This window comes from Microbacterium sp. STRO-2N, assembly GCF_057747775.1.
The window spans coordinates 3,958,599-3,975,110 of record NZ_CM173223.1 but is presented as its reverse complement, the minus strand read 5'-3'; the positions used below and the strand labels follow the sequence as shown (position 1 = coordinate 3,975,110).

Genomic DNA, 16,512 nt, shown 5'->3' with positions numbered 1-16,512 from the left:
GAACCCTCTAGCCGTCCCCTGATCGACCGACGCTTCGGCGCTAAAGACCACCGTGCTCAAGCAGCCCGGCAGGGGGCATCATGCAGATGCAATGAAATGCCCGGTCCAGCACCCGATGCGCAGAGAGGCCGTGCTCGAGGGCCTCCTCTAGCACGCGAAGGAGTTCGCCGACGCTTCGCCGTGAGCCGCGGCGGTCAGTGCCCGTCGTGGTCGTCGTCGAGCAGCATCCCGACCGAGGTGGCGCACGCGTCGCCCCGCCATGCCTCGAGTCCCTCCCGCACGGCGAAGCCGGCGATGACGAGGCCGGCGATCGCATCGACCCACCACCACCCGAACGCGCTGTTGAGCAGCAGCCCGATGAGCACGGCGGCTGACAGATAGCTGCACAGGAGCGTCTGCTTCGAATCGGCGACCGCCGTCGCCGAACCCAGCTCGCGCCCCGCGCGCCGCTCGACGAGCGACAAGAAGGGCATGACGACGACGCTGAGCGCCGTGATCGCGATCCCGACCGGCGAGTGCTCGACCTCGACCTGCGCGATCAGCGCCACCAGCGAGCTCGCCGTTACGTACGCGGCGAGCGCGAAGAACGCAACGGCGATGACGCGGAGCGTGGGCTTCTCCCAGCGCTCGGGCTCGCGGCGCGTGAACTGCCACGCGACGGCGGCCGCCGAGAGCACCTCGATGGTCGAGTCGAGTCCGAACCCGATGAGGGCGACCGAGGACGCCGCCGCGCCCGCCGCGATCGCGACGATCGCTTCGACGAGGTTGTAGCCGATCGTCGCCCCGACGATCCAGCGGATGCGCCGCTGCAGGACGCTCCGGCGCTCGGGGGCGAGGACCGCGGTCATGATGGATCCAGGAAGGTCAGCTGATCGACACCGGTGTCGGGCGAGAGCGTGCACGCGATGGGAAGAAGTGGTCGTTCGGCGCTCATGCGCAGCACTCGCAATCGGTGTTCATGCAGGGCGCGCCTTCGTCGACCGCGACGACCGCTTCGAGCAGCTGACGCATGCCGAGGGCGAGATGCGGATCGGCGATCTCGTACCGCGTGCGCCGTCCCTCAGGTGTCGCGACGATGAGCCCGCAGCCGCGCAGGCACGTCAAGTGGTTCGACACGTTGGTGCGGGTGAGATCGAGGTCTCGAGCGAGCTCGGCGGGATATCCCGGGCCGTCGAGCAGGGTCAGCAGGATCCGGGATCGCGTCGGGTCGGCCATCGCGCGGCCCAGCCGGTTCATCACATCGAGACGCGAAGCAATAGTCAGCACACCGTGACTATACAGCGAGGACTGACCTATTCCGAGAGCGGGCGGCTATCGGCTCTCGCTGTGTACGTCGTCGAGGAGCGATCGGGCGAGCAGCGTCGAGCCTGCGACGGCGGCCGGCATCGTTGCGACTGCGCCCAGGGGGACCACGAAGCACAATTGCGTGGCGACGCCGAAGCCGAGCATGCGCGCGCGATGCCGCCGCATGAGCGTGCGCCGTGCTGACCGACTCAGCCCGCGAGCGGTGAGCGCACGCGAGGCCAGCTCGTCGGCGAGGACTAGTCCCGTCAGCAGCACGGCCGTCACCGCGCTCACGACTGCTCCGACCACCGGGACGAGTCCGATCAGCGCAGCGAGCAGCGCGACGCCGACACCGCGCGCGACGAGCGCGAGGGTGTCGCCGATCGATCGCCAGAACCCGTAGTCGGCGTCGATGCCGGAGTCTCCGGCATCCGCTTCCACCGCCTTCCAGATGCGGTCGTAGAACGGCTCGCCGATGAGGAGTGTGAGCGCGGTGAACGAGACCGCGACCAGCACGAGTGCGCCTCCGAGAAGCGCCGTCCCCACCGCGATGCGGATGACGGTCGCCCATAGGCCCGGCCATCCGTCGGCGAAAGGTGTCGCCGCCTCGGTGATCCCGGGCAGAAAGACGCCGAGGGCGATCAGGCCCGACAGGAACAGCAGGCCCACGATCGCGGCCGGGAGAAGACCGAACGCCATCAGCCAGGGGCGACGGCGCCAATATGCGAAACCACGCCCCAGTAGGGCGGCTCCCCGGGCGAACTCGCGCATCACCGCCACCCTAATCGTGGTGCGGGGTCACCCGGGACGATGCGTCGGCGATGACAGGATCATGAGGCGGCACGCTTGTCACGAATTTGGAATGGTTGTGGTGGTTTCGGGGCGTGGATTCCACGATGTGGGCGAGTGTGAAAGGAGCGCCAGAACGTCAGTCGCCGGCGCCAAGAACTGAACGAACTCCCACACGCGAGCTCGCCGACGGTCCTACTACTACCCGAAGTCGCCGGGCGCCATATCCGTGAAGCGCGAGAAGTGGCCCTGGAAGGCGACGGTGATGGTGTCGGTGGGGCCGTTGCGGTGCTTGGCCACGATGAGGTCGGCCTCGCCGGCGCGCGGGGAGTCCTTCTCGTAGGCGGCCTCGCGGTGCAGCAGCACCACCATGTCGGCGTCCTGCTCGATCGAGCCCGACTCACGGAGATCGGAGAGGGCGGGCTTCTTGTCGGCGCGCTGCTCAGGACCACGGTTCAGCTGCGACAGCGCGATCACCGGGCACTGCAGCTCCTTGGCGAGGAGCTTCAGCGCACGCGAGAACTCCGAGACCTCCTGCTGGCGCGACTCGACGCGCTTGCCCGAGGTCATCAGCTGGAGGTAGTCGATGACGACCATCTTGAGTCCGGCGCGCTGCTTGAGCCGCCGGCACTTCGCCCGGATCTCGACGAGCGTCATGTTCGGGCTGTCGTCGATATAGAGAGGAGCGTCGTTGATGCGTCCGCGGGTCGCGGCGATCGTCGTCCAGTCGCGCGAGTCGAGCGTGCCCTTGCGCATCGACTGCAGCGGCACCGCGCCCTCGGCGCTCATGAGACGCATCGCGATCTCGCTGCGCCCCATCTCGAGCGAGAAGAAGATCGTCGGCATGTCGTGCTTGATGGCGGCCGCCCGTGCGAAATCGAGAGCGAGCGTCGACTTACCCATGGCCGGGCGTGCGGCGATGATGATCATCTGACCGGGATGGAGCCCGTTGGTCAGCTGGTCGAGGCCCGAGAAGCCGGTGGGGATGCCGGTCATCTGGCCGTCGCGACCGCGAGCCGCCTCGATCTCTTCGACCGCGGCATCCACCGCGATCGTGAGCGGCACGTAGTCCTCTGCGGCCTCCGCGCCCGTCACCGAGTAGATCTCGGCCTGCGCGTTGTTGACGAGGTCGAGCGCCTCGCCCTGACCCGAGTAGCCCATCTGCACGATGCGCGTGCCTGCTTCGACGAGGCGTCGCAGCAGTGCGCGCTCCGACACGATCGAGGCGTAGTAGCCGGCGTTCGCGGCTGTCGGCACGATCGAGGTGAGCGTGTGCAGGTAGTCCGCGCCGCCGGCGCGCTGCAGCTCGCCCGTCTTGATGAGCTCGTCGGTGACCGCGACGACATCGGTGGGCTCGCCGTGCGAGTAGAGGGTGAGGATCGCCTCGAAGATCAGCTCGTGCTTGGGGATGTAGAAGTCGGTCCCGCGCAGCGTCTCGATGACGTCGGCGACGGCGTCCTTCGACAGCAGCATCCCGCCGAGGGCGCTCTGTTCGGCGAGCAGGTCGTGCGGGGGAGTGCGCTCGTACTCACGGGGACCCCCCATGCGCTCCTCGGAGATGTCGGCGATCGACATAGGCTGCGCGTCCTCCAGATCGTTCGTTTCATCGTCCGAGCTCGGAGCGGCGTGCGCCCGGCGACGCGCCGCGGCGTGCGAGCACGACCGATCGGCAGGATGCCTCGGCATCCTGCTCGTCGACACGCTCTCACACGTGATCCGGCCACCGCCGCGCTGGTTCAGCGCGCGCCCCGATTGGGCCGAACCCCACGCTAAGGACGGCCTCCGACACTCGCAACACGGCCTGTGGATAACTATGTGGAGAGATTGCGAGAAACGCCGGTGCACCTGTGAACAACCACTGTGGACAACTTCCCGGTTTGCGTATCCAGGCCGCACGAATTTCAGGTTTGACCAGCCCCTTCGCGTTCCACAGCCTGTGGAGGAGTATGTGGTTGAAGTCGCGCTTGAAGGTTTCACCTCGAGCGGCCGCCTGTGCACAATTCCGGGGAGAACCGGCGCGTGACGCGCACATGAGCACGGAGTCCAGCGACGCGGCCTGCAGCGCTCGAGACCTGCGAACCGACACCCCTGGACACATCCCGCGTGAACGCGGTAACGTCTGTGCTCCAGGCACCCTCACGCACGTCCGTTACGGAGCGTGTGGCGTTGTTCGTCGTGGGAGGTGAACGTGGAGATCGCTACCTCGCAGCTGCCGAGGGTCGTGCGGCTGGCCCTGATCGGGGCCGCGACCGCGTTCGCCTGGATCGTCCTGTCGCTGGCGCTGGGCCTCGGTGCCTCGCACGCGAACGCCGACGACTCCGAGAATGACGGACTGCTCGGGGGTGCGCTCGGCGCCGTGACGTCGCTCGTCGACACCACGGCCTCCACGGTCACCGACTCCGTCTCGACCGTCACGACCGGGGTCACCCAGACGGTGAACACCGTCGTGGGCGTGGCCCCCGCTCCCGTTCAGCAGCCGGTGAGACAGGTGGTTCAGACGGTAGGTACGGTGGTCGACGCGGTCACCCAGCCGGTGACCGACATCGTCTCGGGCGGCGTCGTGTCGGGAATCACCGAGCCAGTCGTCGACATCGTCACCGAGGTGCCCATCGTCGGCGGGATCGTCTCGGGCATCGGCCTCGACGACGCCGTGACCGACCTCGGCCAGACCGTCGACGACACGCTCGGCGGCGTCGTCGGCGCGGTCGACGAGACCGGCTCGACCATCGGTCAGCCTCCGGTCGACGGCTCCACCCCCGGTGGTGGACTCCCGACCGTTCCGACGGTCCCCGGCCTCCCCGGGACTGTGGACGGCCCCGGTGGCACCGACCGCCCTGACGCTCCGGCTCTCGTCGGCCCCACACTTGGAGCCTTCACCGGATCGACCGATGCCTCCGCCGCCTTCCCGCACGCCGCGGCACTGCGCTCCGCGTGGGGTGCGGCATCCGTCGCCGACTCGCCGGCCGAGACCGGTTCGATCTCTTCCGCCACCGCGCTTGCGCGGGGCGGCGGAGTCCCTGGTTCTGCGGGAGGGCTCTGCCCGCTCGCCACTTCTTCTGCGGGATCCGGTGGTGCGGGTCCCGGCGCCTGGGCGATGGCCGCCCTCCTCCCGCTCGTCGCACACCGTGCCTGGGTGCGCCGTGCCGGAGCCGAGGATGACCGTGTCCCGTCGGCGCCCGCCGGATCCACCGACGTCTCCCCTGACTGATCGGCTCGCCGCCGCGTTCTGAATCGCGGCATAAGCGAGCAGCGCGTCGTCACGCGCTAGCAGTGCGCCCTCACGCGCTGCGAGAACCGATCACTCACATAAGGGGAACATCATGCGTACTTTTTGCAAGCGCGCCCTCTGGGGCACGCTTATCGCCGGCGGCATCACGCTGCTCGGCGCGACGGTCGCGAACGCGGCCGAGACGACCGGTGAGGACGGGCTGCTCTCGGGCACCCAGGCCATCATCGACGTCAACCTCCCGATCAACATCAGCGGAACGTCGCTCTCGCTGATCGGCGACTCCTCCAGCGAGCAGGCCACCGCGCCCGCTCCCGCTCCGGCCGCGGCTCCGGCCCCCGCCACGACCAGCGGAGAGGACGGCGCCGCGTCGGGCACGCAGGCCCTCGTCTCGGTGAGCGTGCCGATCACGGTGGCCGGCAACGCCGTCTCGGTCATCGGCGACAGCTCGTCGACGGATGCCTCGGCCGCCGCTCCGGCGCCTGCCGGCGCTCCGGCGACCACGGCCGAGACCTCCGGCCAGGACGGACTGCTGTCGGGCACCCAGGGTCTGGTGTCGGTCACCGCACCCGTGACGGTCGTCGGCAACGCGATCTCGGTCATCGGCGACAGCTCGAGCGAGGGAGCCACGTCGGTGCCCGCGACCTCGGGCCCGACGCCGGCCGCTGGCGCTTCGACCGACGGCGAGGACTCGATCCTCGGCGGCACGCAGGTCGTCGCGCCGATCACGGCTCCCATCACGGCCGTCGGCAACGCGATCTCGGTCATCGGCGACAGCTCGAGCGAGGGTGCAGGCGCGGCGCCCACGGGCACGACCGGCGGTTCGACGCCCGCGACGGGCGGCACGACCGACGGCACCGACTCGATCCTCGGCGGCACGCAGGTGCTCGCCCCGATCGCGGCACCCATCACGGCCGTCGGCAACGCCATCTCGGTCATCGGCGACAGCTCCAGTGAGGACGCAGGCACGGCGCCCGGCACCGGCACACCCGGCTCGAGCAACGGGACGACGGGCGGTGAGGACTCGATCCTCGGCGGCACCCAGATCCTCGCGCCGGTCAAGGCGCCGGTCACGGTCGTCGGCAACGCGATCTCGGGTATCGGCGACAGCAGCTCGAGCGGCGCCGTCGCGACTCCGGGCACCGGAACGGGCACCGGAACGTCGGCGACGACCAGCGGGCTCGGCTCGATCCTCGGCGGCACCCAGATCCTCGCGCCGATCTCTCTCCCGATCAGCATCGCCGGCAACGCCATCTCGGTGATCGGCGACAGCACGACCGAGGGCCCGGGAGACCCGACCGACCCCACGGACCCGACCGACCCCACGGACCCGACGGATCCCACGGACCCGACGGACCCCACGGACCCGACGGACCCGACCGACCCCACGGACCCGACCGACCCGACCGACCCGACGAACCCCACCGACCCCGGTGACGGTACGACGGGCGGCGGCTCGAACGCGGTCACCGGCTCGGCCGCCGCGTCGGCGGGCTCCGAACTCGCCGCGACCGGAGGGACGGGTGCGCTCCCCGCGCTGCTGATGGGGCTCCTGCTCCTGGTGGCCGGCGTGATCGCTCGCGTGTCGCGGCGGCGCTCCGCTTAGGCCGAACCACGGGGGACGTCATGTTCCCCAGACGGCCCTCGCCTCGGCCTCGAGCGCGAGCGCGCGGGAGAGTCGCCCGCCCCAGGGGCGACTCTCCCGTCACCTAGCCGCCTCCGGCCGCGGTTGGTCCGGCATTGCCTGGATCGGACCAACCGCGGTCGGGGGCCTCGAATCGGCGGATGTCGCGACCCGGGGGGCTCGCGGCATCCGTCGGTACGAAAAGGAAGGATGCCGCGGACCCGAGGGTCCGCGGCATCCTTTCTCGTGCGCCAGGTGCTACTTGGCGGCGACCACCTGCAGGGTGATCACGGCGGTGAGGTCGTCACGCAGGCGAACCGTCGCCTCGTGCTCGCCCACCGACTTGATCGGCGAGGTGATGTGGATCTTGCGCTTGTCGAGCTCGCCGAGACCCGCGGCCTTGACCGCGTCGGCGATGTCCGAGGTCTTCACCGCTCCGAAGAGGCGGCCCTCAGCGCCGGCCTTGACCGACAGCTTGACCTTGTTGCCCTCGAGGGCGTCCTTGAGAGCCACGGCCTCTTCGTGGTCGTGGATCGCGCGCGCGTCGCGGGCGGCGCGGATCGACGCCACCTGCTTCTCGCCACCGCGGGTCCATGCGACCGCGAAGCCCTGGGGGATGAGGTAGTTGCGGGCGTACCCGTTCTTGACCTCGACAACGTCACCGGCGCTACCGAGCCCGGCGACCTCGTTCGTGAGAATGAGCTTTGCCATGTCGGTACTCCTTAGCGGCCAGCGCCGGCGTAGGGCAGGAGCGCCATCTCGCGGGCGTTCTTGATCGCCTTCGCGATCAGACGCTGCTCCTGCACCGACACACCGGTGATACGACGGGCACGGATCTTGCCGCGCTCCGAGATGAACTTGCGAAGCGTGGCGACGTCCTTGTAGTCGATGACGCCGACGCGGATCGCCTTCGCGGGAGCGGCGTTCTTCGCGCCCTTCCGCGGCTTCCGGCGGTCGCCGGTTGCCTTTCCAGCCATTGGTCTTCCTTTACGTGATGATGATCGGATGCCTCGTGCCGAGGCATCCGGAATCTGTTACTGAGATCAGAACGGGGTGTCGTCGCCGTAGGCGCCGGGAGCGGCCCAGGCGTCGCCGCCCGCCGCGCCGCCGGCGTTCGCCGAACCGGGCGTCGACCACGGCTCGTCGGCGACCTGCGCCGGACGCGACTGTCCGCCGCCGCCGAAGCCGCCGGCACCGCCGCCGCCGGCCGCGCGCGTGACCTGTGCGGTCGCGTAGCGCAGCGACGGGCCGATCTCGTCGACCTCCAGCTCGATCGCGGTGCGGTTGTTGCCTTCGCGATCCTGGTAGCTGCGCTGCTTGAGGCGGCCGGTCGCGATGACCCGCATGCCCTTCGTCAGCGAGCCGGCGACGTGCTCCGCGAACTCGCGCCAGACGCTCGCGCGGAGGAACAGCGCTTCGCCGTCCTTCCACTCGTTGGCCTGACGGTCGAAGTTGCGCGGCGTCGACGCGATCGTGAAGTTCGCGACGGGGAGGCCGTTCTGCGTGTACCGCAGTTCGGGATCAGCCGTGAGGTTGCCCACGACGGTGATGATCGTCTCGCCGGCCATGGCCCTTAAGCCTTCGCTGCCTTGGCCGTCTTGCGGGCGGCGCGCTCGTCGGCACGCTGCTTCTCGGACGCGATCATCGCGATGGCCTCCTCGGCACGCAGCACCTTGGTGCGCATGACCTGCTCGCTGAGGTTCAGCTGGCGGTCGAGCTCCTGCGTGGTCTCGGCGGTCGCCGTGAAGTTGACGACGGCGTAGATGCCCTCGGTCTTCTTCTGGATCTCGTAAGCCAGACGGCGCTTGCCCCAGATGTCGATGTTCTCGATGGTGCCGCCGCCGGTCGTGATGACCTTGAGGAACTTGTCGAGAGTGGTGCCGACCTGGCGCTCGTCGATCTCAGGGCTCAGGATGACCATGAGTTCGTACTGGTGCGTCACTAACCCACCTCCTTCGGACTAGAACGGCTGCCGGGCATTTCCCGGCAGCAGGAGGGTGTGTTGCACGTCATCCGGTTCGCGCGCGGACACGCGCTCATACGGACAACCCTCCTATGGTACCGGATGCCGCGACCCCCGCCCAATCGCGGTTTCCGGGCGTGATCAGCGAAAGGCGCCCAGGCCCGTGAGGTGCTGCCCGAGCACGAGGGTGTGCACTTCGTCGGTGCCTTCGTACGTGCGGACGGACTCGAGGTTCGCGGCGTGGCGGATCGGGGAGTTCTCGAGCAGCACCCCGTCGCCGCCGAGGATCGTCCGCGCCTCACGCGCGATCTCGATCGCCTCCCGCACGTTGTTGAGCTTGCCGAGCGAGATCTGCGTGGGCGTCAGGGTTCCGGCATCCTTCGCCCGCCCGATGTGCAGGGCGAGCAGGGCGCCCTTCTGCAGCTCGACCGCCATGTCGACGAGCTTGCGCTGCGTGAGCTGGAAGCCGGCGATCGGGCGGCCGAACTGCTCGCGACGGAGCGCATGCCGCAACGCGGCCTCGTAGCTGTCGCGGGCCGCGCCGAGCGCGCCCCACACGATCCCGTACCGGGCTTCGTTGAGGGCGGCGAAGGGTTCCCGAAGCCCGTGCGCTTCGGGAAGGAGGGCGGATGCCGGCACCCGCACTCCGTCGAGGCGCAGCTGCGTCTGCACCGACGCCCGTATCGACCCCTTCGGCTCGAGCACGGTGATCTCGAGCCCGGGCGCATCGGTCGGCACGAGGAATCCGCGCACGCCGTCATCGGTCTGCGCCCACACCACCGCGATGTGCGCGATCGAGGCGAGGCCGATCCAGCGCTTCGCGCCCGTGAGCACCCAGTCGCCGCCGTCGCGCCGCGCGTGCGTGGTCATGCTCGCGGGGTCGGAGCCCGCATCGGGCTCGGTGAGGGCGAAGCATCCGATGGCCTCGCCCGCCGCCAGGCGCGGCAGCCATTCCTGCTTCTGCGCGTCGCTGCCCCACCGGTGGATCGAGCCCATCGCGAGCGAGCCCTGCACCGAGACGAACGTGCGGATACCTGAGTCGGCGGCCTCGAGCTCGAGTGCCGCGAGGCCGTACTCGACGGCGCTGCGGCCGGGGCACCCGTACCCGTCCAACGTCATGCCGAGCACGCCGAGGCGTCCGAGGGCGGGAGCTAGCTCCGCAGGGAAGTGCGCGCGATCGAACCAGTCCGCGATGTGCGGGCGGATCTCGGCGTCGACGAACGCCCGCACCCGGTCGCGGACCGCGCGCTCGGCATCCGTCAGCAGCGCATCGACACCGAGGACATCGGATGCCGCACGGAGCGCATCGAGGTCGTCGGGGTCCCTGCGGGCATCGGTCATGGCGCCTCCTCGCGTCTGGCCTGCGCGGTACGAGCTGCCGCGCGGCCTGTCTCGATCTTGCCGGATGCCGTCCGTTCACAACTCAGGCAGGATGCGGTCTCCTTCCGCATTTCGCCGCGCGAAGCGCCGTTCTGCCTGAGTTGTGAACACCTGCGCCGGTACCCTGGCCCCGTGAGTGCACCCTCGCCCACGGCGGCCTACCCGTTCGACGATCGACCCCTGGTCGAGCCTGTGCCGCCGGGCGCCGCGCGCGGGTTCGTCGAGGAGCTGCGACGCAGCGGTCGGCTCCCCTCGGGCATGAGCGCGTCTGGCGTGTTCACGGTGGTGTTCGCGGTGATCTTCGCGGTCTTCACGGGGTCGATGCTGCTCGTGATGATCACCACCGTCATCGGCGCGTTCGTCTCGATCTCGGAGGGCTCGGGTCTCGTCGGCGGGCTGCTCATGCTCGTGCCCTTCGTCGTCATCGGCACGATCGTCGCCCTCGTGCTGGTCGCGTTCCTGCGCGGCCGCCGTTCCCGCGACGAGCGGATGTACCGGCTCGACGGCTTCGCGCGCGCGAACGCGATGTCGTACCTTCCGCAGTTCGACAACCCGGCGCTTCCGGGCATGATCTTCTCGCTCGGCGGCTCTCGCCAGGCCACCGACCTCGTGCGCGGCGAGCGCCCGCGGTTCGTCGAGTTCGCGAACTACCGCTATGTCACCGGTTCCGGCAAGAACCGCACGACGCACGCGTGGGGGTATGTCGCGGTCAAGCTCGACGTGCCGCTGCCGCACATCGTGCTCGACGCCACCGGCAACAACGGCCTGTTCGGCTCGAACCTGCCGCAGCTCTTCGACAAGGACCAGCGGCTCAGCCTCGAGGGCGACTTCGACCGCTTCTTCTCCCTCTATTGCCCGGCCGGCTACGAGCGCGACGCGCTGTATCTCTTCACGCCCGACATCATGGCCCGCTTCATCGACAACGCTGCGGCGCTCGACGTCGAGATCGTCGACGACTGGCTGTTCCTGTACGCCAAGCGCGACTTCTCGACACTCGACCCGGCGACGTGGGCGTGGCTGTTCTCGGCGGTCGGCGCGCTGCTCGACAAGCTCGCGCAGTGGGCGCGCTGGCGTGACGAGCGTCTGCGTGCGGGGGCTGCGAACCCGGATGCCTCGGCTCCCGGCATCGGGCCGGCAGCAGGCGATCCCGGCGTCGGTGCCGCGGCAGCGGCTGGGCCCACGCGCCCGGCGGCGGGCGACGCGCCGGCGGCGCCCGGAGGGGGCGTGGGGACCGCCGTTCCCTTCACGCCGCCGCTCGACGCGCTGCGCCCGCCGCCGGGCGTCGCACCGCAGGGACGCCGCCTCCAGCGGGGCGTCCCCTGGGTGCCGATCATTGTCGGCGGCGTCGTGGTGCTGTGGTGGATCCTGTCGAACACCGGCCTGCTCGCCGTGTGGTTCGGCGGCTGACGCGAGTCAGGGAAGGACCGGCTCGCTCTCGTGCGAGCTGTCGCCCACGGCGAAGACGTCGGCATAGCCCGGTCGAGCGCGGGCGGCGCCAGTGAGCATGTCCCGATTCCGGTCATTCCGGAGCGCCGGAACGACCGGAATCGGGACATGAAGGCACGAAAGCGGGACATGACGACGGATGCCGCTGCGCGCGGCGGGCGTAGGCTGTCGGTCGTGCAATCCCTGTGTTCCGCGACGCCCGTCGGGCGTGAGGAGGTCGTCGGCGCTCTCTGCGCCGAGCGGAGGTAGCCGCGTGCGTCGTCGTCGGCCAAGCGCCGAAGCGACGCAGTCCGCACCTCCGCGGACCGCCGGTCCGCGGCATCCGAATCTCCGTCGCCCCGTGGCGACGCTCGTGAAGCAAGGAATCATGCACGCATTCACCGAGAAGGACATTCGCGCGTCCTTCGTCAACGCCTCCCTGCGCGAACGCAACGCCCTCGTCGTCCCCGACCTCCGCGAGGTCGAATGGGACCAGCTCGACTACCTCGGCTGGCGTGACCCCAAGCAGCCCCTCGCGGGCTTCATCGTCGTTCCCGTCGACGACGAGCCGGTCGGCATCCTGCTGCGCCAGACCGAGCAGCGCACGCGGACGCGCGCGCAGTGCTCGTGGTGCGAGGACGTCACGCTGCCGAACGAGGTCGTGCTGTTCGGCGCGAAGCGCGCCGGAAAGGCCGGCCGCAACGGCGACACCGTCGGCACCCTGCTGTGCGAGCGGTTCGAGTGCTCGGCCAACGTGCGCCGGCCGCTGCCGCCCGCGTACCTCGGGTTCGACGTCGAGGCCGCGCGACAACGGCGGATCGAGGCGCTGCGCGCCCACGCCGACCGCTTCGCCCGCGACATCCGCGACGGCCGCTGACGGCCCGGCCGCAGGTCACGCCGTGCGCGTGGCCTGCGGCCCCAGCCCGAAGTGCTCGAGCTCGGCGTCGGTCAGCATGCGGGAGCGGATGATGAAGCGATTGCCCGTCGGGCCCTCGACGCTGAACCCCGCGCCGCGGCCAGGGACCACGTCGATGGTGACGTGCGTGTACTTCCAGTACTCGAACTGCGCCTCGGAGATGTAGACCTCGATCGGGTCGTCCAAGCCGACGCCGAGCGAGCCGAGATGAACGTCCGAAGGCCCCGTGAGGAACATGCCGACGGGGTAGCACATGGGCGCACTGCCGTCGCAGCATCCGCCGGACTGGTGGAACATCAGCGGTCCGTGCTGTGCAGTGAGCCGCCGCAGCAGGGCGACCGCGGCATCCGTCACGGCCACCCTGCTGTGGATCGTCGTCTCGGTCATCGGCTTAGAAGAAGCCCATGGCCCCTTCGGCGTACGACACCAGCAGGTTCTTCGTCTGCTGGTAGTGGTCGAGCATCTTGAGGTGGTTCTCGCGGCCGATGCCGGACTGCTTGTAGCCGCCGAACGCCGCGTGCGCGGGGTACTGGTGGTACGTGTTGGTCCAGACGCGGCCCGCCTCGATCGCCCGTCCAGCGCGGTATGCGGTGTCGCCGGAGCGGCTCCAGACACCGGCGCCGAGGCCGTAGAGCGTGTCGTTCGCGATCGAGATCGCGTCGTCGAAGTCGTCGAACGACGTGACCGACACGACCGGCCCGAAGATCTCCTCCTGGAAGATGCGCATGTCGTTCGTGCCCTCGAACACGGTCGGGGCGACGTAGTACCCCTCGCTGAGGTCGCCGCCGAGGTCGACACGCTCGCCGCCCGCGAGAAGCTTCGCGCCACCCTGCTTGCCGATGTCGATGTACGACAGGATCTTCTCGAGCTGGTCGTTCGACGCCTGCGCGCCGATCATGGTCGCCGGGTCGAGCGGGTTCCCCTGCACGATCTTCGAGACGCGATCGAGGCCGTCGCCGAGGAAGCGGTCGTAGATCGACCGCTGGATGAGCGCACGCGACGGGCACGTGCACACCTCGCCCTGGTTGAGCGCGAAGAACGTGAAGCCCTCGAGCGCCTTGTCGTAGTAAGCGTCGTCCGTGGAGCGCGCGACGTCTTCGAAGAACACGTTCGCGCTCTTGCCGCCGAGCTCGAGCGTCACCGGGATGAGGTTCTGCGACGCATACTGCATGATGAGCCGGCCTGTCGTGGTCTCGCCCGTGAACGCGACCTTGCGGATGCGCTTGTGCTGCGCGAGCGGAGCACCCGCCTCGATGCCGAAGCCGTTGACGATGTTGACGACGCCTGCGGGAAGCAGGTCGCCGATGATCTCGAACAGGAACAGGATCGAGGCCGGCGTCTGCTCAGCGGGCTTCAGCACGACGCAGTTGCCGGCCGCGAGGGCCGGAGCGAGCTTCCACGTGGCCATGAGGATCGGGAAGTTCCACGGGATGATCTGGCCGACCACGCCCAGTGGCTCGTGGAAGTGGTAGGCCACGGTGTCTTCGTCGAGCTGACTGAGGGTGCCCTCCTGCGCCCGCAGCACACCGGCGAAATACCGGAAGTGGTCGACGGCGAGCGGGATGTCGGCGGCCATGGTCTCGCGAACCGGCTTGCCGTTCTCCCACGTCTCAGCCACTGCGATCTTCTCGAGGTTCTGCTCGATCCGGTCGGCGATCCTGTTGAGGATCCCGGCGCGCTCAGCCGGGGTCGTGCGTTTCCACGACTCGAACGCCTGCCAGGCGACGTCGACCGCGCGGTCGACGTCTTCGACGGTGCCGCGGCCGACCTCGCAGAACGGCTTGCCGTTGACCGGCGAGAGGTTCTCGAAGTACTGACCCTTGACGGGCTCGACGAACTCTCCGCCGATGTAGTGGCCGTAGCGGGGGCGGTAGTCGGCGATCGAGCCGCGCTGCCCGGGAGCGGCGTAGATGCTCGAGACGCCCTCTTCGACGATGGTCATGCTGGTCTCCTTCGACGCGTTCGCGACGGTCGTCGTCGCGTTGCGTCGAAGCTAGGCCGCGCTACGTTGCATCACGTTGCATGGCGTCGTCAGACGCTGAGACGCTCCCGCGTCGCCACGAAGTGCACGTTCTCCATCACGCCGAGGAGGTTGCCGAACGGGTCGACGACGGATGCCGTCACGAAGCCCTCGCCGCGAGACGTGACCGGCTGAAAGCTCGTCGCCCCCTTGGCCAGAAGATCCTCGTAGACCGCGGTGACGTCGTCGACCTGCCAGTAGAGGATGGCGCCGCCCGGGGCGGCCGGAGCATCGGGCCGGTACTGCGCGTCGATGATGCCGAACTCGTGCTCGTACGGCCCGACGCGGAACTCCACGTATCCGGGCCGGCGGAAGTACGGCTCGATCCCGAACACCTCGGCGTACCACTCGGCCGCCGCGTCGAGGTCGGCGGAGTAGACGTTCTGGGTGGCGAATCCGTTGAGCATGACGGTTCCTCTCTGTCGTGAACCCAGCCTCCCGCGCAACGCGGACATATCCCGTCCGCGATCAAACCCCGGTTTCGAGGCGCTCGATGCGCGCGACCAGCCCGGCGCGGCGGGGTGAGCGGGCAGGCAGCATCGAGAGGCAGAGCCGCAGCAGCTCGATGTCGTCGGCTGCGGCATCCGTCTCGGCGAAGGCGAGAAGGACGTCGACGGATGCCTCGGCCATGAGCGCCTCGCGAAGCGCCGTGCGGACAGTGTCGCGGAACTCCTCGACTCCGGGTGCGACCGAGTCCGGCAGCACGTCGCCGCGGTAGGCCGCCAATGCGACGCGGTGGGCGCCCCGGTCGAGCAGCGACAGCACCTGGTGCGCGTCGGTCTCGACGTCGGCCCCCAGCCGGTAGGGGCGCGACTCGGGCACGAGTGCCGGTGCCGAGCGCTCGAGCACTTTGCGCAGCCGCACCATCTCGGCTCTGAGGGTCACGGACGGCGTGGCCTCGCCCTCGCCGTACACGAGCTCGCCCAGCCGCTCGGCAGAGAGTCCGTGCCGGTGTGTGGCGAGCATGAGGAGGATCTCGGCGTGACGCCCGCTCAGCTCGGACACGTGCTCGACGCCGTCCGCGGCCACCTCGAGGAGCGCCCGATCCCGGCCGAGCACACGCACGGTGGCTCGGGGCGGGTCGGGTCGACGCGGCGTCCGACGCGGCGGTCGGGCCGGCCGTGCGCGGGCCCGGAGCCGCGCGACCAGGAGCTCTCCCTCGATCGCCCGCGCGGTGGCATCCACCAGCAGCTGCGCCTGCGGTGTCACGGCCTCGGCGCCCCCCGTGACGTCGATCAGTCCGACGATGCGGCGGGTCTCGGGATCGTGGACGGGCGCCGCAGTGCACGACCACGGCTGTACGAGACGGTTGAAGTGCTCGGCGCCGTGGATCTGCACGGACCGGTCAAGCGTGATCGCAGTGCCCGGTGCGGCCGTGCCGACGGCGTGCTCCGACCAGTTCGCGCCCTCGACGAAGCCCATGTCGCCCGTCAGAGCGCGCACGCGTCGGTCGCCCTCGATCCACAGCAGGCGGCCCGCCGCGTCGCCGACGGCGACGACGACGCCGGATTCGGATGCTTCGCCCGGCAGCAGCAGTCCGCGCACCATGTCGATGACCTCAGCGAGCGGATGGGCACTGCGGTACGCCTCGAGCTCGTCGGCCGACAGGTCGAGGGGAGGAAGGCCCTCAGCCCCGACCAGGCTCTCGAGTGAACGGCGCCAGGAGTCGCGCACGAGCGGCCGCACGTCGCGCAGGCGGTCGTCCTCGGCATTGCCCGCGACGAGCTCCTCGTGGGCGCGTTCGATCAGCAGGCGCGAGTTCTCTGCGGACACTTCGCGTCGCTGCGACCACGGTGACGGCACGGCGGCTCCGATCGACGTCGGGGAGCGTGCGTCCAGTGTAGGCGGGCGCATGCACAGCCGCGCGGGTGACCGCAAGGGGGCT

The 16,512-nt window shown here is 69.7% G+C and carries 17 protein-coding genes; 4 read left to right on the top strand and 13 right to left on the bottom strand.

The genetic code is table 11. The features are described from left to right. Positions 1 to 194: 194 nt before the first annotated feature. The 4 genes from AC3ANN_RS18330 to dnaB all read right to left on the bottom strand — a co-directional run bounded on the left by AC3ANN_RS18330 (position 195) and on the right by dnaB (position 3,648). Entirely contained in the window at positions 195 to 848 is a 654-nt protein-coding gene (locus AC3ANN_RS18330) for a cation diffusion facilitator family transporter (protein ID WP_488338807.1), read from the bottom strand. An 82-nt stretch (positions 849 to 930) separates the two neighbouring features. Then, positions 931 to 1,266 (bottom strand): Cd(II)/Pb(II)-sensing metalloregulatory transcriptional regulator CmtR, encoded by a 336-nt coding sequence (cmtR, locus tag AC3ANN_RS18325; RefSeq protein WP_488338806.1) that lies wholly within the window; start codon positions 1,264 to 1,266, stop codon positions 931 to 933. 45 nt (positions 1,267 to 1,311) lie between these two features. Then, positions 1,312 to 2,055, bottom strand: coding sequence for an EI24 domain-containing protein (locus tag AC3ANN_RS18320; protein ID WP_488338805.1), 744 nt, complete (start codon positions 2,053 to 2,055; stop codon positions 1,312 to 1,314). 219 nt (positions 2,056 to 2,274) lie between these two features. Further along, the gene (gene dnaB / locus AC3ANN_RS18315; protein WP_488338804.1) at positions 2,275 to 3,648 is read right to left on the bottom strand and encodes a replicative DNA helicase; all 1,374 of its coding nucleotides are present in this window, start codon (positions 3,646 to 3,648) and stop codon (positions 2,275 to 2,277) included. 613 nt (positions 3,649 to 4,261) lie between these two features. On the opposite strand from dnaB, the gene AC3ANN_RS18310 reads away from it, so the two are divergent. Both AC3ANN_RS18310 and AC3ANN_RS18305 read left to right on the top strand, forming a co-directional pair. After that, positions 4,262 to 5,281 (top strand): hypothetical protein, encoded by a 1,020-nt coding sequence (locus AC3ANN_RS18310; RefSeq protein ID WP_488338803.1) that lies wholly within the window; start codon positions 4,262 to 4,264, stop codon positions 5,279 to 5,281. A gap of 112 nt (positions 5,282 to 5,393) precedes the next feature. After that, positions 5,394 to 6,905: a hypothetical protein gene (locus AC3ANN_RS18305; protein ID WP_488338802.1), complete on the top strand. Its 1,512-nt coding sequence runs from the start codon at positions 5,394 to 5,396 to the stop codon at positions 6,903 to 6,905. A gap of 276 nt (positions 6,906 to 7,181) precedes the next feature. Here AC3ANN_RS18305 and rplI read toward each other — a convergent pair whose 3' ends face one another. The 5 genes from rplI to AC3ANN_RS18280 all read right to left on the bottom strand — a co-directional run bounded on the left by rplI (position 7,182) and on the right by AC3ANN_RS18280 (position 10,227). Continuing rightward, positions 7,182 to 7,634 carry a 50S ribosomal protein L9 gene (gene rplI / locus AC3ANN_RS18300; protein ID WP_488338801.1) on the bottom strand — a complete coding sequence of 151 codons (453 nt, stop codon included), beginning with the start codon at positions 7,632 to 7,634 and terminating at the stop codon, positions 7,182 to 7,184. Positions 7,635 to 7,645: 11 nt separating this feature from the next. Next, entirely contained in the window at positions 7,646 to 7,900 is a 255-nt protein-coding gene (rpsR, locus tag AC3ANN_RS18295; RefSeq protein WP_005054609.1) for a 30S ribosomal protein S18, read from the bottom strand. A gap of 66 nt (positions 7,901 to 7,966) precedes the next feature. After that, on the bottom strand, positions 7,967 to 8,491 hold the full coding sequence (locus AC3ANN_RS18290) for a single-stranded DNA-binding protein (RefSeq protein WP_488338800.1): 525 nt from the start codon (positions 8,489 to 8,491) through the stop codon (positions 7,967 to 7,969). 5 nt (positions 8,492 to 8,496) lie between these two features. Continuing rightward, on the bottom strand, positions 8,497 to 8,865 hold the full coding sequence (gene rpsF / locus AC3ANN_RS18285) for a 30S ribosomal protein S6 (protein WP_488338799.1): 369 nt from the start codon (positions 8,863 to 8,865) through the stop codon (positions 8,497 to 8,499). A gap of 162 nt (positions 8,866 to 9,027) precedes the next feature. Further along, positions 9,028 to 10,227: an acyl-CoA dehydrogenase family protein gene (locus tag AC3ANN_RS18280; protein ID WP_488338798.1), complete on the bottom strand. Its 1,200-nt coding sequence runs from the start codon at positions 10,225 to 10,227 to the stop codon at positions 9,028 to 9,030. 171 nt (positions 10,228 to 10,398) lie between these two features. Here AC3ANN_RS18280 and AC3ANN_RS18275 point away from each other — a divergent pair, with 171 nt between their 5' ends. Together AC3ANN_RS18275 and AC3ANN_RS18270 are read left to right on the top strand one after the other, a co-directional pair. Continuing rightward, entirely contained in the window at positions 10,399 to 11,673 is a 1,275-nt protein-coding gene (locus AC3ANN_RS18275) for a hypothetical protein (protein WP_488338797.1), read from the top strand. A 406-nt stretch (positions 11,674 to 12,079) separates the two neighbouring features. After that, on the top strand, positions 12,080 to 12,568 hold the full coding sequence (locus AC3ANN_RS18270; RefSeq protein WP_488338796.1) for an FBP domain-containing protein: 489 nt from the start codon (positions 12,080 to 12,082) through the stop codon (positions 12,566 to 12,568). Between the two features lie 15 nt (positions 12,569 to 12,583). On the opposite strand, the gene AC3ANN_RS18265 is transcribed toward AC3ANN_RS18270, so the two are convergent. The 4 genes from AC3ANN_RS18265 to AC3ANN_RS18250 all read right to left on the bottom strand — a co-directional run bounded on the left by AC3ANN_RS18265 (position 12,584) and on the right by AC3ANN_RS18250 (position 16,430). After that, a complete protein-coding gene (locus AC3ANN_RS18265; RefSeq protein WP_488338795.1) occupies positions 12,584 to 12,994 on the bottom strand; it encodes a DUF779 domain-containing protein in 411 nt (136 codons plus the stop codon). Between the two features lie 4 nt (positions 12,995 to 12,998). Then, positions 12,999 to 14,549 (bottom strand): acetaldehyde dehydrogenase ExaC, encoded by a 1,551-nt coding sequence (gene exaC, locus AC3ANN_RS18260; protein ID WP_488338794.1) that lies wholly within the window; start codon positions 14,547 to 14,549, stop codon positions 12,999 to 13,001. 89 nt (positions 14,550 to 14,638) lie between these two features. Next, the gene (locus AC3ANN_RS18255) at positions 14,639 to 15,034 is read right to left on the bottom strand and encodes a VOC family protein (protein WP_488338793.1); all 396 of its coding nucleotides are present in this window, start codon (positions 15,032 to 15,034) and stop codon (positions 14,639 to 14,641) included. Between the two features lie 61 nt (positions 15,035 to 15,095). Continuing rightward, positions 15,096 to 16,430, bottom strand: coding sequence for an AfsR/SARP family transcriptional regulator (locus AC3ANN_RS18250; RefSeq protein ID WP_488338792.1), 1,335 nt, complete (start codon positions 16,428 to 16,430; stop codon positions 15,096 to 15,098). Between the last annotated feature and the right edge of the window lie 82 nt (positions 16,431 to 16,512).